Origin of the sequence: Flavobacterium selenitireducens (assembly GCF_014748335.1) — a bacterium.
GTDB classification, from domain to species: Bacteria; Bacteroidota; Bacteroidia; order Flavobacteriales; family Flavobacteriaceae; genus Flavobacterium; species Flavobacterium selenitireducens.
Genome location: NZ_JAAVIY010000004.1, coordinates 180,818 through 203,836, shown reverse-complemented (window position 1 = coordinate 203,836; position 23,019 = coordinate 180,818). Strand labels below are relative to the sequence as shown.

At 48.7% G+C, this 23,019-nt stretch carries 17 protein-coding genes and 2 tRNA genes; 10 read left to right on the top strand and 9 right to left on the bottom strand.

Annotated features, from left to right (window positions below; genetic code table 11):
* Positions 1–138: 138 nt before the first annotated feature.
* Both HC229_RS08715 and HC229_RS08710 read left to right on the top strand, forming a co-directional pair.
* Complete coding sequence (locus HC229_RS08715; RefSeq protein WP_191020092.1) at positions 139–3,645, top strand: PAS domain S-box protein; 3,507 nt, start codon at positions 139–141, stop codon at positions 3,643–3,645.
* Between the two features lie 24 nt (positions 3,646–3,669).
* Positions 3,670–4,062, top strand: coding sequence for a response regulator (locus HC229_RS08710; protein ID WP_191020091.1), 393 nt, complete (start codon positions 3,670–3,672; stop codon positions 4,060–4,062).
* Between the two features lie 59 nt (positions 4,063–4,121).
* Here the strand turns inward: HC229_RS08710 and rpsT are convergent, their stop codons facing one another.
* The 4 genes from rpsT to proS all read right to left on the bottom strand — a co-directional run bounded on the left by rpsT (position 4,122) and on the right by proS (position 6,269).
* On the bottom strand, positions 4,122–4,376 hold the full coding sequence (gene rpsT / locus HC229_RS08705; RefSeq protein ID WP_191020090.1) for a 30S ribosomal protein S20: 255 nt from the start codon (positions 4,374–4,376) through the stop codon (positions 4,122–4,124).
* A gap of 148 nt (positions 4,377–4,524) precedes the next feature.
* Positions 4,525–4,596, bottom strand: a tRNA-Glu gene (locus tag HC229_RS08700).
* A 45-nt stretch (positions 4,597–4,641) separates the two neighbouring features.
* A tRNA-Glu gene (locus HC229_RS08695) sits at positions 4,642–4,713 on the bottom strand.
* A gap of 77 nt (positions 4,714–4,790) precedes the next feature.
* Positions 4,791–6,269, bottom strand: a complete 1,479-nt coding sequence (gene proS / locus HC229_RS08690; protein ID WP_191020089.1) for a proline--tRNA ligase — start codon at positions 6,267–6,269, stop codon at positions 4,791–4,793.
* Positions 6,270–6,382: 113 nt separating this feature from the next.
* On the opposite strand from proS, the gene HC229_RS08685 reads away from it, so the two are divergent.
* The 3 genes from HC229_RS08685 (at position 6,383) to rimO (ending at position 10,511) form a co-directional block, all read left to right on the top strand.
* The gene (locus tag HC229_RS08685; RefSeq protein ID WP_191020088.1) at positions 6,383–7,339 is read left to right on the top strand and encodes a hypothetical protein; all 957 of its coding nucleotides are present in this window, start codon (positions 6,383–6,385) and stop codon (positions 7,337–7,339) included.
* An 86-nt stretch (positions 7,340–7,425) separates the two neighbouring features.
* Positions 7,426–8,883: an OmpP1/FadL family transporter gene (locus HC229_RS08680; protein ID WP_191020087.1), complete on the top strand. Its 1,458-nt coding sequence runs from the start codon at positions 7,426–7,428 to the stop codon at positions 8,881–8,883.
* A gap of 314 nt (positions 8,884–9,197) precedes the next feature.
* Entirely contained in the window at positions 9,198–10,511 is a 1,314-nt protein-coding gene (rimO, locus tag HC229_RS08675) for a 30S ribosomal protein S12 methylthiotransferase RimO (RefSeq protein WP_191020086.1), read from the top strand.
* A gap of 6 nt (positions 10,512–10,517) precedes the next feature.
* On the opposite strand, the gene HC229_RS08670 is transcribed toward rimO, so the two are convergent.
* Positions 10,518–11,042, bottom strand: a complete 525-nt coding sequence (locus HC229_RS08670) for a hypothetical protein (protein ID WP_191020085.1) — start codon at positions 11,040–11,042, stop codon at positions 10,518–10,520.
* Between the two features lie 159 nt (positions 11,043–11,201).
* A complete protein-coding gene (locus tag HC229_RS08665; protein ID WP_191020084.1) occupies positions 11,202–11,606 on the bottom strand; it encodes a DUF1573 domain-containing protein in 405 nt (134 codons plus the stop codon).
* Between the two features lie 147 nt (positions 11,607–11,753).
* Between HC229_RS08665 and HC229_RS08660 the strand changes: the two genes are divergently transcribed.
* Entirely contained in the window at positions 11,754–13,007 is a 1,254-nt protein-coding gene (locus HC229_RS08660) for a sensor histidine kinase (RefSeq protein ID WP_191020083.1), read from the top strand.
* A gap of 46 nt (positions 13,008–13,053) precedes the next feature.
* On the top strand, positions 13,054–13,734 hold the full coding sequence (locus HC229_RS08655; RefSeq protein ID WP_191020082.1) for a response regulator transcription factor: 681 nt from the start codon (positions 13,054–13,056) through the stop codon (positions 13,732–13,734).
* Here HC229_RS08655 and HC229_RS08650 read toward each other — a convergent pair.
* On the bottom strand, positions 13,731–15,932 hold the full coding sequence (locus tag HC229_RS08650) for a B12-binding domain-containing radical SAM protein (RefSeq protein WP_191020081.1): 2,202 nt from the start codon (positions 15,930–15,932) through the stop codon (positions 13,731–13,733). The genes HC229_RS08655 and HC229_RS08650 overlap by 4 nt on opposite strands.
* Positions 15,933–16,219: 287 nt before the next feature.
* Here HC229_RS08650 and HC229_RS08645 point away from each other — a divergent pair, with 287 nt between their 5' ends.
* From HC229_RS08645 to HC229_RS08635, 3 genes are all read left to right on the top strand, one after another.
* Positions 16,220–19,582, top strand: coding sequence for a T9SS type B sorting domain-containing protein (locus HC229_RS08645; protein ID WP_191020080.1), 3,363 nt, complete (start codon positions 16,220–16,222; stop codon positions 19,580–19,582).
* A 197-nt stretch (positions 19,583–19,779) separates the two neighbouring features.
* Positions 19,780–21,369 carry a bacillithiol biosynthesis cysteine-adding enzyme BshC gene (gene bshC, locus HC229_RS08640; RefSeq protein ID WP_191020079.1) on the top strand — a complete coding sequence of 530 codons (1,590 nt, stop codon included), beginning with the start codon at positions 19,780–19,782 and terminating at the stop codon, positions 21,367–21,369.
* A gap of 133 nt (positions 21,370–21,502) precedes the next feature.
* On the top strand, positions 21,503–21,922 hold the full coding sequence (locus HC229_RS08635; protein ID WP_191020078.1) for a nucleoside-diphosphate kinase: 420 nt from the start codon (positions 21,503–21,505) through the stop codon (positions 21,920–21,922).
* A 331-nt stretch (positions 21,923–22,253) separates the two neighbouring features.
* Here HC229_RS08635 and HC229_RS08630 read toward each other — a convergent pair whose 3' ends face one another.
* Together HC229_RS08630 and HC229_RS08625 are read right to left on the bottom strand one after the other, a co-directional pair.
* Entirely contained in the window at positions 22,254–22,550 is a 297-nt protein-coding gene (locus HC229_RS08630; protein WP_191020077.1) for a DUF721 domain-containing protein, read from the bottom strand.
* 1 nt (position 22,551) lies between these two features.
* A complete protein-coding gene (locus HC229_RS08625; RefSeq protein ID WP_191020076.1) occupies positions 22,552–22,971 on the bottom strand; it encodes a lipocalin-like domain-containing protein in 420 nt (139 codons plus the stop codon).
* Between the last annotated feature and the right edge of the window lie 48 nt (positions 22,972–23,019).

Genomic DNA, 23,019 nt, shown 5'->3' with positions numbered 1-23,019 from the left:
TTCCGCATCAACTCTTCAATGGCGTAAACCTGGACAACACAGCAGTTTCCGCCAGTCGCGATATATCTTCGGCCAAGGCTGGAAAAACGGCAGCGATCCTGTTGTACGTTCCAATGTCCCATCCCTTAAATTGCCGTGATGGAATATAAAACTACCGGATTGCATTTTTTAATCGTTGAGGATAATCCGGGAGATTATATACTGATATGCGATTACCTTTCTGAAGTTTTCGAAGAGGTCCGATGCCAACGGGCCGAATCCTACGAACAGGCGCATTACTTAATTGGACACGAGGTTTTCGACGCCGTGCTGCTCGACTTGTCGTTGCCCGACGTTAGCGGAGAAGCGCTGTTAACCGAAATGGAGCCCGTCATCAAGCAACTTCCGGTTATCGTGCTGACCGGCCTCATCAACGCTTCTTTTGCCTATCGCGCGTTATCGTACGGCGTTTCCGATTATCTTGAGAAAGAAGGCCTGACGCCTTTGGTCTTGTTCAAAAGCATCACATATAGTTTGGAGCGCTACCGCATCAGCCAAAAACTCAGGCGCTCCCAGCAGAATTACCACAACTTATTCAGGACGAGCCCGATCCCGAAATGGATTTATGCTTCTGATTCCCATCTGATACTCGATGTCAACGATGCCGCCATTTCGCACTACGGCTTTTCGCGTGAGGAATTTCTTTCAATGAAAACGGAAGATCTTTGCTCCCAAGAAGCGAACGCCAACCCTGGTTGTTGTGAAGATGGCCCAAATAACGGGCATTTCGAGCATCGGCTGAAAAATGGAAACATCATTTCGGTCGCCGTGCAAAGCAGCGATGTGGACTTTGACGGGAAGCCGGCGCGCATGGTCATATCCAACGACATCACCCAAACGCTGCACGCCGAAAAAGCGATCCTGACAAGCGAACAGCGTTTCAAGACTTTGGTCCAGGAAAGCGGTGATCTTATCACGATACTCGACACCGAAGGGAATTTTATCTACGTAAGCCCTAACCATGAGGCGATCCTCGGAAGGAAAAGCGCCCAGATTGCCGAAAAGAATTTGCTCGACCTTGTCCACATGGACGACGTAGCGAAAGTGCGAACGTTTTACGAAGCATTGCTGACCGAGAACAGGATATATTCGCCACCCTTCCGGTTGCGGCATATCAATGGAAATTACCTTTGGATCGAATCCATAGGCACGAATGCGATCAACGATAGCGCCATTCAGGGACTTGTGCTCAACTCCCGGGACGTGACGGCCAGGGTTACGCATGAAAGACGCATACAGGAAATTAACGAACGGCTTACCGCAATTGCCAAAGCCACGAGTGACGCTATTTACAGTTTTGATTACGACACACGGGAAATTTCGCTGCTGGGAATGAATTACACGACACTTTTTGGTTATAAGTTCCCAGACGACATCGCCCCGAACGGCTTCTTTCGCGATCATCTCCATCCCGAAGACAGGGACAAAACCATGCATGCGCTTCGCGAAGCCATCAAAGACAAAAAGAACAGCCACTTCGAGATCGAATACCGGTTTCGCCGACAAAACGGCAGCTACGCTTATATCCTCGACCGTTTCGACATCATACGCGAAAAAGGCGTGCCGTCTAAAAAAGTCGGAGCGATGCAGGACATCTCGACCCGAAAGCTGCAAGAGACGATTCTCTCGTTCGAGAAACAGATTTACGAGCTGAACGCCAATCCCAAAATCGGGTTTACGACCGTCATCAATAAATTGGTATCGAACATCGAGGACATGATTCCGGATTCGTACTGCACGATCCTGATGCTCAACGACGACGGCACCGCGACGCACATTGCCGGAGAATCGCTGGGCGACGATTATCCGTTAGCGGTGAACGGGCTTAAGATCGGCCCGAAAGCAGGCTCGTGCGGCACGGCGATGTACACCGGCAAAAAGGTCATCGTTACCGATATCGACAACGACCCGTTGTGGGAAGATTTTACCGAACTCAAGGATCGATTCGGGTTGAAGGCCTGTTGGTCGGTTCCGGTAAAAAAAGGCAACGGCAAGGTCGTAGGCAGTTTTGCGATGTATTACAAAATGCCGAAAGCGCCTCATCCGGACGAAATCAATCTCGTGGAACGCGTGGCCAACATGATAGGCGTGCTTATCGAAAACCGGAATTCGTTCGAGGAAACCGAGCGCGCCAAAGAACGCTACGACATCGTGGCCAAGGCGACGAGCGATACGATCTGGGATTGGAATATCGTAGACGACAAATTCGAATGGAACCGAGGCATACAAGGTGTCTTCGGATATAAAAGGTCGGACGTGGGCAACAGCTCAAGATGGTGGTTTGACCGCATCCATCCCGAAGACAGCATCAAGATGTCGGTAAAATTATATTCGTTTCTCGAACAAAAAACGGAAAAATGGCAGGACGAATACCGTTTTGCTTGTGCCGACGGTTCGTACAAATATGTATACGACCGGGCTTTTCTCGTAAAGGATGAAAACGGAAAGGCCATCAGGATGATCGGAGCCATGCAGGACGTCACGCGACAAAAGCAGGAAGAACACCGCCTGAAGCTCATGGAAACGGTGATCACGCAAATGAAAGATTCGGTAATCATCGCTGAAGCGGACAAAAGCGGTGAGACTTCGCCCCGCATCATTTTCGTAAACCCTTCGTTTTCGGCCATGACCGGCTTCCGTCCCAACGAAATCATCGGGAAATCGCCAAATATCTTTATGAACCGCAAACCCGCCCAACGCGATTATGAGCGGTTGATGCAGGCCATCGAGAACAAACAGGAATTCAGTTACGAAACGCTCAACGCCCACAAAGACGGGGAAGAATATTGGGTGAACGTATCGCTGACTCCGATTTGGAACAAAGAAGCCGAACACACCCACTGGATTTCGATACAGCGCGACATCACCGAAGAAAAGCGGCAGGAAAAGGAAAAAGAACAACTGATTCGCGAGCTAACCCAGAATAATAAGGATCTGAAGCAATTTTCCTACATCACATCACACAATTTGCGTGCGCCTTTATCGAACCTTACCGGGTTGCTCAACCTTATCGAAGACATGCCGATCGAGAATCCGGAACTCAAGGAAATTCTTAACGGCTTCCACAAGTCGACGCATTTGCTGAACGAAACGATCAGCGACCTGGTCAAAGTGGTCATCATCAAGGACAATCCGTCGATACAAAAAGAGGAGGTATTGATAAAAGATGTTTTCGAAAACGTATTCCATCAGCTCAACTTTATGATAGGTATGTATAAGCCCATCATCAACCTTAAACTCGAAAAAGTCTCTATCCTCAATATCAACAAAGCCTATCTTGAAAGCATCTTGCTGAACCTACTCACAAATGCGATCAAATACCGCTCACCGGACCGAAAACTCAAAATTTTCGTATCTTCAAAAATTATTGGCGATTCGGTTCAACTGGTTTTCAAAGACAATGGCATCGGCATCGACATGGAGCGCAACCGCGAAAAAATCTTCGGGTTGTACCAACGCTTCCACAACTATCCCGACAGTAAGGGATTGGGGCTTTATCTCGTAAAATCCCAAGTGGAAAGCATGGGCGGAAACATAACCGTCGACAGTACGGTAGACAAAGGGACATCTTTTACGTTGACTTTTAAAAAACAGACAACTATTTAATTACCATAATACCTCAAATCCAAAATGCTACAAAAAATCTTATGCGTCGACGATGACCCTATCACGCTCATGCTTTACAAAATGGTGATTTCGAAAGCGGAATTTGCCGAGCAGGTCGACACAGCGCAGAACGGTGAGGAAGCCATCGCCTACTTCGACGGTTTGCTCAAAAGCGGGGCCGAGCATCCAAAACTGATTTTTCTCGATCTCAACATGCCCGTAATGGGTGGATGGGAATTCCTCGACTTATTCTCAACTTCAAAATACGAAGCTTTTTCGACGGTGAAGGTTATCGTGCTTTCGTCGACGATCGATCCGCAGGATATCGAAAAATCGAAATCATACAAGCAGGTTATCGATTTCCGTTCAAAGCCTATCTCAAAGGAAATGCTCTCCGAACTTCAGGACATCTCTTGAAACAAGGCATAAAAAAAGCTCCCGATTTGGGAGCTTTTTGTTTTTTTATCGTAAAAAGATTAAGCGAGTTTCGAAACGTGCTTAGTCAATTTCGACTTCAGGTTCGATGCCTTGTTGTCGTGTATGATGTTTTTCTTGGCGAGCTTGTCGATCATTGAGATCACTGCAGACAGTTTTGACGAAGCTTCATTCTTATCAGTAGCCAAACGAAGCGCTTTGATAGCATTACGAGTGGTTTTGTGTTGGTAACGGTTAAGCACGCGCTTCTTCTCGTTACTTCTGATTCTCTTAAGGGCTGACTTATGGTTTGCCATTTTCTTTTAATTTAATTGTAAGTGAAAAAATGCTTAGTTAAAAAAGAAAAACCTCCCACAATCTACGATCACTTTGGTTTTAACTAATAAAACAAAGGCCGAGACACTGACGTTTTGTTTTATAAAACTAATTTACAACTAATTTTAGTAGTCCGTAGGGGAATCGAACCCCTGTTACCAGGATGAAAACCTGGCGTCCTAACCCCTAGACGAACGGACCATCGGTTTGGAAAAAAAATTCCCGAATGACTTCAGGATTTTTTAGTAGCCCGTGGGGGAATCGAACCCCCCTTACCAGGATGAAAACCTGGCGTCCTAACCGATAGACGAACGGGCCATTGCTCTATTGCGGATGCAAAAATACAACTAATTTCTATTCTCGCAATAGTACACAATATTTTTTTGAAAAAAATCTTAATAGGCCTTGGCAAACAGCACTCTGCCTTTTGAATTTTTTCCGGTGAGGACACATTTTCCGTCTTCTTCCACCCTATCCAACGGGATGCAACGGATGGTCGCCTTGGTCAATTCCTTGATCTTTTCTTCGGTTTCAGGCGTTCCGTCCCAGTGCGCCGAAAGGAAGCCGCCTTTGACTTCCAACACCGATTTGAACTCCTCAAAATCGTTCACTTCGGTAATATGGGAATCGCGGTAATCGAGAGCGCGTTGAAATAGATCGCTTTGAATTTGCTCCAATAAGTCGCGCAAATAGGCTGCGATTCCATCTTTGGATACCGCTTCTTTTGTCAGAGTATCGCGTCGGGCCACTTCGAATGTACCGTTCTCCAGGTCTTTCGGGCCAATCGCCAAACGCACCGGCACGCCTTTCAACTCGTATTCGTTGAACTTGAATCCTGGCGACATATTCGTCCGGTTATCGAATTTGACCGAAATACGCATTTTTTTCAATTCCGAAACCAGTTTGTCAACCTCTTCGGTGATGGCCGCCAATTGCTCGTCGGTTTTATGGATCGGCACGATGACGATTTGTGTCGGAGCAAGATTCGGAGGCAGGACCAATCCTTTATCGTCCGAATGCGTCATGACCAAAGCACCCATGAGACGCGTTGAAACGCCCCAAGAAGTTCCCCATACGTAATCCATCTTTCCTTCGTTGGATGTAAATTTCACATCGAAAGCCTTGGCGAAATTCTGACCTAAAAAGTGAGAGGTTCCCGCCTGAAGCGCCTTGCCGTCCTGCATCAACGCCTCTATGCAATAGGTTTCTTCGGCACCGGCAAAACGCTCGCTTTCCGTTTTTAACCCTTTCACAACTGGAATTGCCATGAAATTTTGCGCGAAATCGGCATAAACCTGCATCATCGTTTCCGATTCCGTGATGGCTTCAGCCTTAGTAGCATGAGCGGTGTGCCCTTCCTGCCAGAGAAACTCAGCAGTTCTCAAAAAAAGACGCGTACGCATTTCCCATCGCACGACATTGGCCCATTGGTTGATCAATAGCGGCAGGTCGCGGTAAGATTGCACCCAATTTTTATAAGTTGACCAGATGATGGCCTCAGAAGTCGGACGCACGATAAGTTCTTCTTCGAGCTTCGCGTTCGGGTCGACCATAAGTTTTCCTGGCTTGTCCGGATCGTTTTTCAGACGGTAATGCGTCACGATGGCACACTCTTTTGCAAACCCTTCGGCGTTCTTTTCTTCGGCCTCAAACATGCTCTTGGGCACAAAAAGCGGAAAATAGGCGTTGGAGTGTCCGGTTTCCTTGAACATGCGATCCAATTCCGCCTGCATTTTTTCCCAAATGGCATACCCGTAAGGCTTGATCACCATACAGCCACGAACTCCTGAATTTTCGGCCAGATCAGCCTTGACAACGAGCTCGTTGTACCACTTTGAATAATCTTCCGATCTTGTAGTTAGATTCTTACTCATACTCTTTCTTTGGCACAAAAATTGTTTGATTTTTTTAACTATAAAGTCCGGCAAAACTAACTAAATTTGTTATGTCGGGCATCAAACCGACTATAAAAAAAATGCACTTCCTTATGAAAACTCATTATTTTCCTACACGTTTAGCTTCCTTCGGCCTGCTCGTCGGAATGCTGGGGCTGCTCGCTTCCTGCGGTGCCTCCCAAAGCACTGCCTCGGGCGATGGGATTTATGGCGATGGTCAACGCAACCAACGCCAAACTTCCGATTCCGGCAGTGGCTACAAGCAATATTTCAATTCGTTACAGGATAGCGACATCATTACCGATGTGGAGCAATATTCGTCCGTGAACGACAGCACCCAGACCGAAAGAGGTTATGCCAACGGCCAGGGTTCCTGGGAAGGTTCTGCCGACAACGTCACGATTAACGTCTACGACAACAATTGGGGAATGGGTTACTGGAACAATTACTGGTATAGCCCTTATTGGAATACCGGTTGGGGCTGGAATTCCTGGTACGGTCCCGGATGGGGCTGGGGATTCAATTACGGCTGGGGCTGGAATTCCTGGTATGGCGGATGGGGCGGCTACCCGTATTACGGTGGCTACTACGGCGGTTACCCTTACCATTACGGCTACGCCCAGAATTATCCCAGAGGGACCCGCGGTTACGTTTCTCCAGGTCGTCGCGATAATGTCGGACGTCAGTATTCCTCAATGCCAAGCGGAAGACGCAACCTGACGTATTCCACCAACGGAACCCGTGGAACGCGATATGAGGGCACTCGTGGAACCCGATACGACGGAACCCGCGGAACCCGCACGTTTACCAATAATAACGGAACGCGCTCCAACTCAAACGGTGTACGAACTTACAACACGCCTAGGAACAACAACCAGAATTACAACACGCCGAGAAACTCCCAGCCTACCCGATCTTATTCTGCACCGTCGGCACCGACTCGCAGTTACAGCCCAAGCCCATCTGGCGGAGGCGGACGTTCAAGCGGAGGCGGCAGCTACGGAGGCGGCGGAGGTCGTTCCGGAGGCGGTGGCGGAGGCCGCAGGTAACACCTTCAAAAAATTACTGAATACCTATGTCTACTGGCGACGTTACGTTACGGCATAGGTATTTTTTTTAACCAAAATAAAATGTCATGAAAAAATACTTACTTGTTTTTGCGGTTTCCTGCGCTGTCTCAAGTTTGCAGGCACAGGAACTTTCAAGTGCCGATGCGCTTTTGTACGCACAGGATAACCTAAACGGAACGGCGCGATTCCGTGCGATGAGCGGCGCGTTCGGAGCCCTTGGAGGTGATTTGTCGTCGATAAGTGTCAACCCGGCGGGTTCCGCAATTTTCAGCAACAGTCTTGTCGGTTTTACATTGACGAGCTACAATTCGAAGAACAAATCGAATTACTTCGGGACGAACACTTCTGACCATTATAATTCTTTCGATGTGAATCAGGTGGGCGGCTCATTTGTGTTCAACAATTACAATCCAGATAGCAATTGGAGAAAGTTCGCGATTGCCGTGAACTATGAGAACCAAAACAATTTCGACAACGACTATTACATTGCCGGGACGAACCCGACGAATTCCGTCGACAGCTATTTCTTAGGATATGCCAACGGCGGCAGCAATGATTTCGCTGACCAGCAAACGTACATCGGGTATGAAGGATTCGTACTTAACGAAACCGGAAATCCGGCGGTTCCTTACGAATCGAACATACCGGCCGGAGGAAATTATTATCATGACTTCCTGATGGAAACCCGCGGTTACAATGGAAAGCTGTCAGTGAACGGAGCGGCTCAATACGGGGATCGCTGGCATTTTGGCGTGAACCTCAACGCTCATTTTTCAGACTACTATAAATGGACGAGCTTTTACGAAAGCAATACGAACGACCCGGCAAACGGACTTCAATCCCTTGAATTCAACAACGAGTTGCGCACTTACGGAAGCGGTGTGTCACTACAAGTGGGAACAATCGTAAAAATCGCAGGCGGACTGCGTGCCGGAGTGGCCTTTGTCACGCCTACCTGGATGTGGCTCAATGACGAGCTTTTGCAGTCGTTCGCTTATGAAGAAGCCAACGAAGGCAATGCAAGGTTTTGGCTGCCTGTCAACGATTATGAGACGTATAAATTACGAACTCCGGGTAAATGGACGGGAAGCCTTGCCTATATTTTTGGCACGCGCGGCTTGATCAGCGTTGATTATTCAATTAAGGATTACGCCAACATTCATTACGGTTCGACCGGATCGGGCGGCAATTATTATGATGCCCTCAACACGGAAATCGAAAATACGATGGACAAGGCAAGCGCGTTGCGCATCGGCGGGGAATTGCGCGCTTCCCGCTGGAGTTTCAGAGGTGGCTACCGATACGAGCAAAGCCCTTACAAAAACGATGACGTGTTAGGCGATTTGACCGGATTTTCTGGTGGATTGGGTTACAACTTTGGGCGAACCCGCCTGGATTTAGCCTACAATTATTGGGAACGCGACTACCAACAACAATTCTTTGCTACGGGATTGACCGATGCGGCGAACCTGACAACACGCAACCACAATGTCTCGGCATCGCTGACATTCGAGTTTAAATAATAAAGCACGACTTTACGCATAGGAATCCGCTTCAAAACAAAAGCGGATTTTTGTTTTTTTCGGCTTCGCAGCCCCGATGCAAGCGCATAGCCTTTTGCTGAAAAACCTTGGTTTTATTGGGGCGCGTGGGCGACCGAAGGAAGCCCGGCGCGCCCTAATAAAACCTGGATTTTTCGAGAAAGCTAGCAGCGGCAGCGGGAAATTGCTGCAAAATGCAAAAAAATTGACGTTGGTGTGCCGAACTTTAGCACTCCAGATCGTACAAACTTGAGCACTTCTTCGTACTTTTGCAGCCCCAAAACAGGGTTTACCTCATGAGAACCAAAACGTTAAAGAAGAATAAGATCAACGTCATCACGTTGGGTTGCAGCAAGAATGTATACGACAGCGAAGTGCTGATGGGCCAATTGAAGGCTTCCGGCAAAGACGTCGAACACGAGGCGCCGGCGGAAAGCGAAGGCAACATCATCGTGATCAATACTTGCGGTTTTATCGATAACGCCAAGGAGGAATCGGTAAACATGATTTTGGAGTATGCCGATAAGAAAGAACGCGGCATCGTCGACAAGGTTTTCGTTACCGGATGTTTGTCTGAGCGTTACCGTCCGGATCTTGAAAAAGAAATCCCGAATGTGGATCAATTTTTCGGGACTACGGAATTGCCGCTTTTGCTCAAGGCTTTGGGTGCCGATTATCGTCACGAGCTTTTGGGCGAGCGTTTGACGACGACGCCGAAAAATTTCGCCTACCTCAAGATTGCCGAGGGTTGCGACCGACCTTGCTCGTTTTGCGCGATTCCGATCATGCGGGGCAAGCACGTTTCCCAATCGATCGAGAAGTTGGTGAAAGAAGCCGAAGGTTTGGCCAAAAACGGCGTCAAGGAATTGATCCTGATCGCACAAGACCTTACCTATTACGGACTCGACCTGTACAAAAAACGCAATCTTGCGGAATTGCTCGAGGCTTTGGCGGCCGTTGAAGGCATCGAATGGATCCGTTTGCACTATGCGTTTCCGAGCGGTTTTCCTATGGATGTCCTCGAATTGATGAAACGGGAACCTAAAATCTGCAATTACCTCGACATTCCGCTTCAGCACATTTCCGATAAGATCCTAAAATCGATGCGACGCGGCACGACCCAGGAGAAGACTACTAAACTTTTGAAGGAATTCCGTGAGGCGGTTCCAGGCATGACGATACGCACCACTCTGATTGTGGGTTATCCCGGAGAAACCGAAGAAGATTTCGAGATATTGAAAAATTGGGTGCAGGAAATGCGTTTCGAGCGATTGGGCTGCTTTACCTACTCGCACGAGGAAAATACGCATGCCTATTTGCTTGAGGACGATGTTCCGGCGGAAGTGAAACAAAACCGCGCCAATGAAATCATGGAAATTCAGTCACAGATCTCATGGGAATTGAACCAGGAGAAAATCGGTCAGACGTTCCGCTGCATCATCGACCGCAAAGAAGGCCAATATTTTGTCGGACGCACCGAATTTGACAGCCCCGACGTCGACAATGAGGTCTTGATCGATGCCACAAATACGTATCTGAAAACGGGAGAATTCGTGAACATCAGGATTGTGGACGCCACCGAATTCGATTTGTACGGGGAAGCGGTTTGATGCAAATTATTTAGCGCGCTTTGACTTTGGGAACAGTTCCTGGGCCATCCTGCGTTTTTGCTCGTTGTATTCTTTGTTCGAATATCCATATTCCCATCGTGGAAGCCCACTGCTGAACACTTTGTGTCCGGATTTTACCTTGGATAACAGCACCGTGGTATCTGCGTTGACGAAAATTTTGAAATCTGTCCCGGCTGGAACTTTAAACGGAACGTTGAAAGCCGTTAGCCCTGCAACCCGTTTTTCGATCTGCCCATAATCTGTTCTTTCATCCTGTAGGAATTTTGCCGCGATGATTTTGCCGCTTTGGTTAGTGGTGACGCTCAATCTCGAAACCGGGCCGATACCGTCTCCCATTTCATAATCGGTAATAAAATACTCGTTCTCCATTATCTTAGTGAACGACTTCGAGTCAGCGATCGAACTGAAATCCGCTCCGAGATCGATTCCGCCTAATCCGTTAAACTCAGCAGGTTGCCGATCGCAGCCAATCAATGCAATCATCGCGGAAATACAAAATAGTCTTTTCATGTTTGTTCGATTTGTATTCCAGAAAGTTACGGGTTTTCGACCAAATAAAAATCCCCTGATCTGGTGAAATTGCTTTCTACCGGAATCAAGGGATTTTAAAAGTGACCTTTGAGCTTAACTTTTCACGTCGATGGCTTGTCCGACATTAGACAACTCGACTTAGATAACCGTTCCTTTGAACGTCAATACTTTGGGTGTAGCGTCGGCGTTCGTAGTAACGGTGACCGTTTTGGAGAACGCTCCTTTTGCCGCTGCGTTGTAAATCGCCTTTACATAAGCGGTTTCTCCAGGCTTGATCGGCGTTTTCGTGTAATCGGCGGCCGTGCAACCGCAAGCCGGCTTTACGTTGGTAATGATGATGTCCGACTTGCCGGTGTTCTTGAAGCTGAACTCTATCGATTTTGGCGTTCCTTGCGGAATACTGCCAACTTCTACCGCATCGGCTTTCCATGCGACAGGAGAACTTGTCACGGTTTTGACGACCGGATCGCCGATCGCCGGTTTCGAGGTAAACGACATCATTCCGAATGCGACGGCTAGAATTGTAATTTTAAGTGTTTTCATAAGATTTTATTTAATGGTTATCGTAATCTGATTTTGATGTTCCAAAAGTATCCCTCCTGCCGCCGCATGGCTGTTAACCGGTTTCAAATGTTTGTTAATGACTTGTTAACCGACGAATTTCGGGCGATTTTTGCGTAGAATTGCACCATGAAAGTCGGAAAGCTCAACGCCATCATCATCCTCGGACTCGTTGCCATCATCGGCATCCTGATCGCCCAACTGATGTGGACGAAACAAGCGTATTCGCTAGAGGAAAAGAAGTTCTCGCAAAAAGTACACATCGCCTTGCTCGAGGTCGCGCGCAAATTGTACGAAGGAACGAGCCACGATTTACCGTCTGAAAATCCTGTCGTCAAGGTGTCGAACGATTACTACATCGTCAATGTCAACAACGATTTTGAGCCCGATATCCTCGAATTTTACCTCAAAGGGGAATTTGAAAAAATGGATATCCACACGGACTTTGAATACGCAATGTACAATTGCCACAGCGATGAAATGGTTTACGGCGATTACGTTTCTTCGCTTTATAAAAACTCGGAAAAGAAGCCCGTGATCTTCCCCAAACACAAAAATCTTGTGTATTACTTCGCGATCCGGTTCCCGAACGAAACCACATATTTGTTCAGCTCGCTAAAGTTTTGGTTTTTTCTTTCGGGTGCGCTTATCATCATTTTGTTGGTTTATGTCTACTCCATCGTGACGATTTTACAGCAAAAGAAATATTCGGAACTCCAACGCGATTTCATCAACAACATGACGCACGAGTTCAAGACACCGCTTTCGTCGATCCTGCTCGCCTCGAATTACCTCAGCAAACAGAATGCGATCGCCTCCGATGAGAAGCTTTCGAAATATGCCCACATCATCATCAGCCAAAGCAATAAACTCAACAGTCACATTGGTGAAATCCTGAGCATTGCCAAGAGTGATTCGGTTCCGCTGGCGATGGATAAAAAGCCCGTTTCGGTACTGGCGGTGCTGAATGAGGTTTCGGAAAACATGCGCCTCAAGCACGAAGATCTCGAAGTTGCGATTTCCTGTGACCAAAATATTTCGATCCTGGCGGACGTTTTCCATTTTACCAACATCGTGTACAACCTCATCGACAATTCCGTCAAATACTGCGACGGAAAGCCGGCTGTACGCATTTCTATCCTGTCGGACAATAATCTTGTCAGGCTTGATTTCTCAGATAACGGAATCGGCATACCGACTAAAAAGCTCTCGGACGTCTTCGATAAATTCTACCGCATTCCCAATTCGCTGAGCAATGAAGTGACCGGCTTTGGACTTGGTTTGTATTATGTGAAAAAGATTTGTACGTTGCATGGCTGGAAGATTGCGGCGCGAAACAACCCGGACAAGGGAATAACGGTTTCGATTGCGATTCCGACGTGATGCGTGACGACTTACGAATGTTGAACAACGAAAAACAGCTTGACCGATGCCCAGAATCCTATATGCCGAAGACGACGAAACCCTTGCCTTCCTCACCAAGGATAACCTCGAGCAACACGGTTATGACGTCGTGCATTGCCCGGACGGAAATGCGTGTTTCGATCGTTTTTCAGATCAGGATTTCGACATTTGCATCCTCGACATCATGATGCCAAAGCGCGATGGGTTTGAGCTTGCCGCCGACATCCGCAAAATCGATGCGAACATCCCGATTATTTTCCTCTCGGCCAAAACGCTAAAGGAAGATCGCATAAAAGGATTGCGGCTTGGGGCCGATGATTATCTCATCAAACCCTTTTCGATAGAAGAATTGGTGCTTAAGATCGAAGTGTTCCTGAAGCGATCCCAGAAATCGAATGTGGCTCCGCAATTTACTTACGAAGTTGGGAGGTTTACTTTCGACAGTCACAATTATGCACTTTTCGACGGTTCGGAGAAGATTACGCTGACCCAACGCGAGTCTGAATTGCTTCAATATTTCCTCAACAACCGCAACCAAGTGCTCAAACGCGAGCAGATCCTAAAAGCGGTTTGGGGAGATGACGATTACTTTATGGGACGCAGCCTTGACGTGTTCATTTCGCGACTTCGCAAGATTTTGGCCAACGAAAGCGTCACGATCGAGAATCTTCACGGTATCGGATTTAAATTTTCCGATACGCCTTAAAGCACGAGCAGACCCGCCTCCTTGAGTTTTTCCATCGGTTTCGAAAACCAGAACAACTCAAAATCGTCCGCCACCGTACTTTCGTATCCGGATTTTACCTGCGCGAACGTCATGGGTTTTCCGGTCGCTGCCGATATGTTTTCTAGCAGTCCGAGCAACCATTCGCCTTCCTTTTCGCCCATCTGTACCGTCGTGACCGAACGCCTGTCGTGGAACTCGAGCGACAGCATAGGCCAGGAATTTCCTTTTTTGGATTTCGTGAAAGCTGACACCACCGGGCGTTTGCCTGTCCAGACGATTTTCGAGGTCGGTTTGGTCTGAAAGTCGGAATCGTCGCGCAAGGCCATTTGGATGAAATCAGGACGGATCTTTGTCTTCGGAATCTTAAAATCGAACCAATCCTGGAGCTCGTAGTCAAAACAAATCCCGTGCATATAATTGAACAAGGATTTCCGGAGCCCGAAACTGAATTTTTCGTGATCGATGCCGGTGGTGTCGGTAAACGCGACGTCGTTGTTGGCAAAACTCCCGACGATATCCGATTCCACGACCACGCCAAATTTTTGGGGCTCCATCCCAACCGGGCTGTGTGTCGTCATCGCGAACTGGTGCCAGAATCCTGATTGCAGCACGCCTGCCTCGAAAAGCTGGCGCACCATTTCCAGGCTATCCACTGTTTCCTGGACGGTTTGGGTCGGATAACCATACATGAGATAGGCATGGACCAAGATGCCGTTCTCGGTAAAATTCCTCGTAACTTTGGCTACCTGTTCCACCGTCACGCCTTTGTCGATGAGTTGCAGCAACCGATCCGACGCCACCTCGAGGCCTCCCGAGACCGCTATGCAACCCGAGGCTTTCAGCAGGCGCGCCAAATCGTAGGTGAAACTCTTCTCGAAACGAATGTTGGTCCACCAGGTCACGGTCAGTTTGCGTTTGAGGATTTCGAGCGCCAATGCCCGCATCAGGGCCGGAGGTGCGGCCTCATCAACGAAATGGAAGCCGTTTTGGCCCGTCTGCAAGATTAACTCCTCCATCCTGTCGCAAAGCAAGGTCGCCGCTACTGGCTCGTATATTTTGATATAATCGAGCGAAATGTCGCAAAACGTACACTTTCCCCAATAACATCCGTGAGCCATCGTAAGCTTGTTCCACCGGCCGTCGCTCCACATGCGGTGCATCGGGTTCACGATTTCGATTACCGAAATATAGCGGTCGAGCATCAAATCGCTGTAATCGGGTGTGCCAACCTGATGTTGCTTGTAGTCGTGCCGAAGCGAATCGTTGCGGTAGGCCACTTTGTCGTTCTCCCGCAAAAAGGTACGCTTGAGTTCGCCTCCCGCTGGTTTTTCGGTCAAACCGATGTAATCGAGCAGCAGTTCGACAGGCAATTCTCCGTCGTCGAGCGTAATGAAATCAAAGAACTCGAAAACGCGCGCATCCGATAGCGAACGCAATTCGGTGTTCGGAAAACCGCCTCCCATTGAAATCTTTATCTCAGGATGGTGCTGCTTTATCCATTGAGCGCATCGGAATGCGGAGAAAAGGTTGCCAGGAAAGGGAACGGAGATCAGGACCATTTTAGGTTTGACGGTCGCAATGCGTTGCTCGAGAATCCTGATCGAAACCGCGTCGATGTACGAGAGCGGGCCGCCCAGTTCCTCATATAGTTCGTCGAAAGAATTCGCGCTGCGCCCGAGGCGTTCGGCATATCGGGAAAAACCGAAGTTACCGTCGGCACACTCGACGATCAAATCTGAAATATCCTCGAGGAACAATGTGGCCAGGTGCTTGGCTTTGTCCTGGGTTCCCATCGCGCCAAACGCCCAGTCGAGCTCTTCAAGCTGGCTGAACCGAGAGGCTTCGGGAAGAAAATCGTCCTGGCAGATCTGGAGCGCCAACGTCGGATTTTTGCCCTGGAGAAACTGGATTACCGAATCGATGACGGAGACGTAATCGTCGGAAAGGGCGATGATGCGCCGGGCGTTATCGGAAAAATTGCCGTGACTCCGTTTTATCTGTGCGAACAACTCCGTGAGCCCTCGGCCGGAAAACAATTCGAGAATCACTTCAATGCCGAGATCGGCCTGAAAACACGAAATGTGCTTGGTTTTCAGGAATCCTTTTAGGTAGGCCGTTGCCGGATAAGGCGTGTTGAGCTGGGTAAACGGCGGCGTTATGAGGAAAACATCGGACATAGAAGCTGCAAAAATAGGATTTAAATATCACAATACGCATCAGTTTAGCCAAAGCAAGCCCCTGTAATCAGCACATGCGTAATTTTCTCAAACTGTGATGTTTTATATTCCATTAATCACGGCATTTTCATACTTTTGCGCCAACCAAACAACCTTCCAATCTTTCGGATAATTCGATTGCGACTTCACTTGTTTCCTGACGCCACTTCCCTTTTGGGGATCGCCTGTCGGACCGGGACGGCTCAAACGGATCGCTTCGGCTTCATGGAGGGAAATGCGTGATTTTTATGAAACTACATTACTTATTGGTCTTCCTTTTTCTATCTTTTGCGGGCTTCGGCCAGGAAATTTGCGACAATGGCATTGATGACGATGCGGACGGACGGATCGATCTCAACGACAGCGACTGTCTCTGCGGAAGCACGACATCGGTTCCTTCGATCATCCCGAACCCGTCGTTCGAGAGCTATGCGAATTGCCCCACGTCTTTCTCACAGCTGAATCAGTCCACATCCTGGATCCAGGCCACTACCGCCACTACCGATTATTACAACACTTGCGGATATGTGGTTCCTGCGGTCGCAGCCTCTGCGTTGTCGCCTTTCCCACACGGAAACGGCATAGTAGGCGCGCTTTACCTTCGGGATTGGAACGAATACCTCGGCACGACCTTGTCTTCTCCCATGGTAATGGGCCAGAATTACCAAATGACGTTCAGCATTGGTTCGGTAAGCCTTTACGGAGACGGAACAACGGGAACTTCGCCCGTGAGCATTTACGAGCCTGTAAACGTCACCCTTTACGGATGCGCAAACGGCAGCAATCTCCCGCTGGACATCACGAGCGATCCCAATACGGCCGATCCGACATGGATAGAATTGGGCAGCGCCACTTACACTCCGGTTTCCGGATGGGGCGAAATCACGATGACCTTCACTCCTGCTTTTAATGTCAACGCGATTATGTTGGGACCGCCAAAGGTGCTGCCGCCTACGTATCCGATTTCAAATTCGGGTGAATTGCCCTATATTGTTTACGACAGGCTGTTGCTCAACCTGGCCTCGGCTTTTGGCGTGAATATCGCGCAGACGGGTTTCTTTTGCTATAACAACCTGGTGCTCGAGGCCAACGTGACGGCTGCGACCCAGGGCGCACTTACTTATCAATGGTACCGAAACGGCATTGCGATAGTCGGCGCGACTTCTTCCACTTACGCAGTATCCGGGAACCCGGCCAATTTAGGGGAATATTGCGTAAGGGTTACCAACGGGAATACCTGCTACATAAGTTCCAAGCTTACTGTCAACAATACCGTCCCGGCCCCGGAGGTTACGAGTGTCCAGCCGACCTGTATCGAATTGACCGGTTCCATCACGATCACGTCGCCGGCCGATCAATATAGTTTTGACAACGGCGCCACCTGGCAAACCAGCCCGACAAAAACCGGACTGCCTATCGGAAATTATTTCGTAAAGACAAAGACCGTTAGCGGTTGTATTTCCGCTACGACGGGTGTCGGGATCGTGGAGCCCCAAATGTTGACCGGCGGCGGGATTTCGACGATACAGCCACAGGTTTGCGGCGGCACCGGCACCATTACCGTGACCTCGACCATAGCGACCGAATACAGTTTCGACAATGGCGTCACCTGGACTACGAGCAATACGGCTTCAGGGCTTCTGCCGGGCTCTCATCTCATTCGTGTAAAAGATGCCGAAGGTTGCCAGTCCGGCGCCCAGGAAGTTTACCTCTACGAAATATTTTCTGACGCTCCGACCTCGACCTGGAGCTACCTGACGTGCTCTCCCTCCGGCAGCATTACGATCACGTCCCCAGGCATCCAGTTCAGTTTTGACGGAGGCCTCACCTGGGGAACCTCGAACATTGCGACAAATTTGCCTGAGGGCGCGTACACCATCCAAACCATAAATGCCCAGGGTTGCAAATCCTATCCATCGTATGTGTATTTGTACCCGCAGTTGCCGCCGGCGCCTACTCTTTCGGCGACCCAACCAACGTGCGAGAACCTCGGAAACATCGTCGTGACAACAGTAGCGGCGGAATATTCCTTTGACGGAGGCACGACCTGGCAAACCTCTAACGAACTGACTGGTTTGAGTGCCGGATATTACGAAATCAGGACGCGTGACGCCAACGGATGCGTGTCGGACCACATCTTCGTTTATTTGCAGCAATCCTATCTCATGGCTCCGACGTTTACCGTCACCCATCCTTTTTGTACCGAAACGACGGGGACGATTGCCATTACGCCTGAAGCCAATTATTCGTACAGTTTCGATGGCGGAATGACGTATCAGGCTTCAAATGTGAGTGGCCCGCTGTCGCCCGGACCTTATGTGATTAAAGTTAGAAGCGTTTTGGGATGCGAATCGGACATTTTGTATCTGTATATCAACGACCCGAGCGGCATTCCACCGGTTCCAACGGGAAGTGCCAACCAATTGTTCTGTATCTTCAACAACCCTACCGTCGCCGATTTAACCGCCCAGGGATCAAACCTGCTGTGGTATGCATCCGCCGCAGCGACTACTGCGCTTTCCCCGGACACGCCTTTGGTTGACGGCATGACGTATTACGCTACCCAAACAGGCTCCAACAATTGCGAAAGCCAGATACGCCTGGCCGTAACCGTTTCGGTGATTGCCTACGATTTGCCGGCGTTTGATTTCGGGACCCTGGTTTGCGATGATCTCAACGACGGCTCACAACGGGTGGATCTCTCGGATTATCTCTCGTCTGTCACTACCGATCCTTCGCTTTACCAATTTTCGTACTATACGACATTTGACGGTGCGGATACGGCTTCGTCTGCCCAGCAGATTACCAACTTCGCGAACTACGATCTCGGGATCGGCCTTGAGACGATTTACATCAGGATATCCGCCCCTAACGGTTGCTGGAAAGTCGCTGTCTTGAAACTGGACCTGATTCCGTCCCCGTTCAACGATATGCGAACGTCTTACATTCTGTGCGAAAACAGCGTGGCCATTTTGCGAGCCGAACAGGGCTTTGATGGCTATTTGTGGTCGACCGGGCAAACCGGTCACACCATCGTGGTGAGCCAGGCTGGAAACTATTGGGTAACGGTTTCGGAAAATCACGGTGGCATCGTTTGTACGACGACGACCGATATGACCGTCACGCTATCTAATCCGGCCACGATCCTCGACATAGAAACTGTCGATTGGACCGATGACAACAATACTATAACGGTTTACCTCAGTGATTCGAGCATAGGCGATTACGAATATTCCCTTGACGGGGAACACTATCAGTCGAGCAATACGTTTACCGGTTTGGCACCCGGGATTTACACAGTGTATGTCAGGGATCGCAATGAGTGCGGCATCGTGGACCAGGATGTATTCCTGCTCACGTATCCGAGGTTTTTCACGCCAAACGGCGACTCCAGCAACGATTTTTGGCACGTCAAATTCGCTCGATATGAAAAAGCTCTTGACGTGAAGATTTTCGACCGACACGGTAAATTTATTACCCAACTTCTCGGTGACGGAGCGGGATGGGACGGCACGATGAACGGACACGCGCTTCCGTCATCTGATTATTGGTTTACCGTGACCCGAGCCGACGGAAAAGAATTCAAAGGGCATTTCGCGATGAAACGATAACACAAAAAGGGCTTTCATTCGGCTATTTTTCGTTTGCTTTTCCCAAGTTTGCTTGGTCAGCTCCATTTGAGTTGCCTTTCGCTTTTTACCTGTCAGCGCATGGAAGAACAGCGGTAATGCGACCGTCATAAATCTTTCCCTATGCGAAAAGGCGGCCAAATTCTTTTTGTATTTTTACGCCACTTTTTCCATTCACTATGCCAAGCGACTGTATCAGCTATCAGGATTCGGGTTATTTTTCAAATTTGATCGTCGACTACCTCAATCAAAAGCCCGAACTCAAAAGTTGGTACAACCGGTTCCCGACCCTCGACAACTTCAAGGACCAGATCGAGGAGAAAGCGCTGTCCTTTACGGACGAGAAACGCGCTGTCCTGTTGGCGTCCCTGACAAAACAATACGAGAATTTCGATTTGTCCGACGGCACGAAAACGAACCTTGACCTACTGGCAAAAAAAACCACGTTTACTGTCACGACAGGCCACCAGCTTAATCTCTTTACCGGCCCGCTGTATTTTTTGTACAAAATCGTTTCGGCTATAAATCTCGCCCGTGAGCTCAAATCCAAGTACCCGGAATACGATTTTGTACCTGTTTATTGGATGGCGACGGAAGACCACGACTTCGAAGAAATTTCCCATTTCAATTTCAAGGGGAAAAAATTCAGGTGGAACCGTGAAAGTTCCGGCGCGGTCGGGCGTTTGTCTGCAAAAGGCCTTGACGATGTCCTCGAGCTTTTCAAACTTGACCTGGGCCCTTCGGAAAACGCAAAAAAGATTGCGACTCTTTTTGAAAATGCCTATCTCCAACACGAAAATCTCGCCGATGCCACAAGATGGCTGGCTAATGCGCTTTTCGGGAGCTACGGACTGGTCATCGTCGACGGTGACGACAAAAGCCTCAAAAGCATTTTTGCGCCTTACGTAAAGCAGGAGCTGACGCAACAGGTTTCGTTTTCGAAAGTATCGGAAACCATCCGGAATTTCGCACCTTATGACGTGCAGGTGAATCCGCGGGAGATAAACTTATTTTACCTCGAGGACAACCTGCGCGAACGCATCGTTTTCGAGGACGGGAGTTATCGCGTCAACGGGACGTCTCTTTCTTTTTCGGAGGCTGAAATCTTGTCGGAAGTAGAAAACCATCCCGAAAAATTCAGCCCGAACGTCATTATGCGCCCGCTTTACCAGGAAGTGATTTTGCCGAATCTTTGCTACATCGGCGGGGGAGGCGAAATTGCTTATTGGCTGGAAATCAAGTCGTTTTTTGACGCGGTCGGCGTGACGTTTCCGATGCTGCTCGTTCGGAATTCGGTGTTGCTGTCATCCGAAAAACAAGCCAAAAAAGCGGACACTTTGGGTTTGAGCTGGAAGGATTTATTCCGCAAACAATCCGAACTCATCAACCTAAAAGTTTCCCAAATCAGTGACTTTCCGCTGCATTTGCTACCTCATAAACTTGCACTCCAAAAGCAATTTGACGATCTTTTGGCGTTGGCCGAACAAACGGATAAATCATTTACCGGAGCCGTAAAAGCGCAACAAGCCAAGCAGCTAAAAGGGCTCGAAAATTTGGAAAAGCGCTTCATAAAAGCCCAAAAGCGCAAGCACGCCGACGAACTGGAACGGTTGACGCAACTGCAGAATGAACTTTTTCCGTTCCAGGGTTTGCAGGAACGCAAAGCGAACTTCTCCGAATTCTTCCTCAGCGAAGGCGACCGTTTGATTCCGTTATTGCTGTCGCGCCTTAAGCCGTTGGATCAGCAGTTTGAGGTTGTCGTGATCTAAATCTCCTCTTTTATTTTTTTTAAACAAGGGCTTGAAAACCGGGCGAAAAATCTTTTTTTATTCGGTTTATCAGCTTACTTTTGCGCACCTTGGCCGGAGGCCGAATTTAACAACGTTAAAATTTAAACGCACTATGGCAACTAACAGAACTTTTACAATGATCAAGCCTGATGCTGTCGAGGCTGGCAACATCGGTGGTATCTTGAATATGATTACAGAAGCGGGCTTCAAGATCGTTTCCCTTAAACTTACGCAATTGACAAAGGCTGATGCCGAACAGTTTTACGCGGTTCACAACGCTCGCCCGTTTTTCGGGGAGTTGGTGGAATTTATGACGCGCGGGCCAATCGTTGCCGCCATTCTTGAAAAAGACAACGCGGTGGAGGCATTCCGCACGCTGATCGGGGCTACGAATCCTGCTGACGCTGCCGAGGGTACCATCCGTAAAAAATACGCCAAATCGATTGGTGAAAACGCGGTTCACGGTTCAGACAGCGACGAGAATGCTGCCATTGAAGGAGCGTTCCACTTTGCCGGTCGTGAGCAGTTTTAAGCTTTAGGCTTTAGGCTTTAGGCTCTAGGCGAAAATAAAAATCCCGTTTGGTTTTCAAGCGGGATTTTTTTGTGGTGTAGAGGCGTCTTCAACCCGAATTTGTACTGGTTCACGGGTTTCATCAGCGGGCGTGGCGGTTGGATACTCCGGCCGGGAACGCGATGCCTTGCTGACGCAAGTCGCACGGTCGGATAACATTTAAGATTTTATACAGTTTTTCTGTACGTGGGCAATAGCGAATCCCGGTATTTTTACGGGTGGGTGGTGGCGGCTTTTTTATGTAGCCAAAATACTGAAGTATTCCTACAAAGTGCCATTTACGGCTTGCAGACTACCTCAACACGACATCCTTCACGACCTCCCTACCCAATTCCTCGTTGATCATCGCGACGATTTTCTCCTTTCCGTAGCTCAATTCCTCACGCAAAACTGCCGAGGTCAATTCCACGTAAAGTGTAGCGCCTTTTAGGACGACATTGCGTGTGTACGTCTTGACGCCGTTTCCCATCAAGGCAAACCAGGCTTGTTGCACGTCGACGGCATCCATTCCCGGCTGCAACTTGCTGTCAGAAAAAATGATCTTCAGGACGTCGGCGATCGAACCTTCGTTGCTGTGCCGTTTTGCCATGTCAGTCTAGGTTGATAGGACCTGCCTTTTTGTAGTGGTATTCGATTTTCTGGGCGTTCTCCACAACGAGTTCGTCCTCAGTAAGAGTTTTAATTTGTTCACGCCACTTTGCGTATTGGGTAACATAATTCAGGAAAGTGCCATCCTGCTCATACGTTACCAAAATTTGCTCCTTCAGATTGTTCGTGATAAAAGATCCGTCGAGCTGAGGCATCACTTTCGCCCTAAAACCCTTGTCGCCGTTGATTTCAAAAAAATCATAAGACGTATTGGCCTGGTAATCCTTTTGCTCGCCATCGGCCGTCATTACTTTTTCGATCTGCCAATAGCCGTTAAGGTGGGCCATCTGCTCCCTCGAAATCTTGGTTTGACAGGAAATCAAAAACAGCGAAAAAACAATTAGGGCGGTAAGATGCTTCATATCGCAAAAATAGTGATTTTGCCAGCTTTTCGGGCTGTCCGTTTTTAG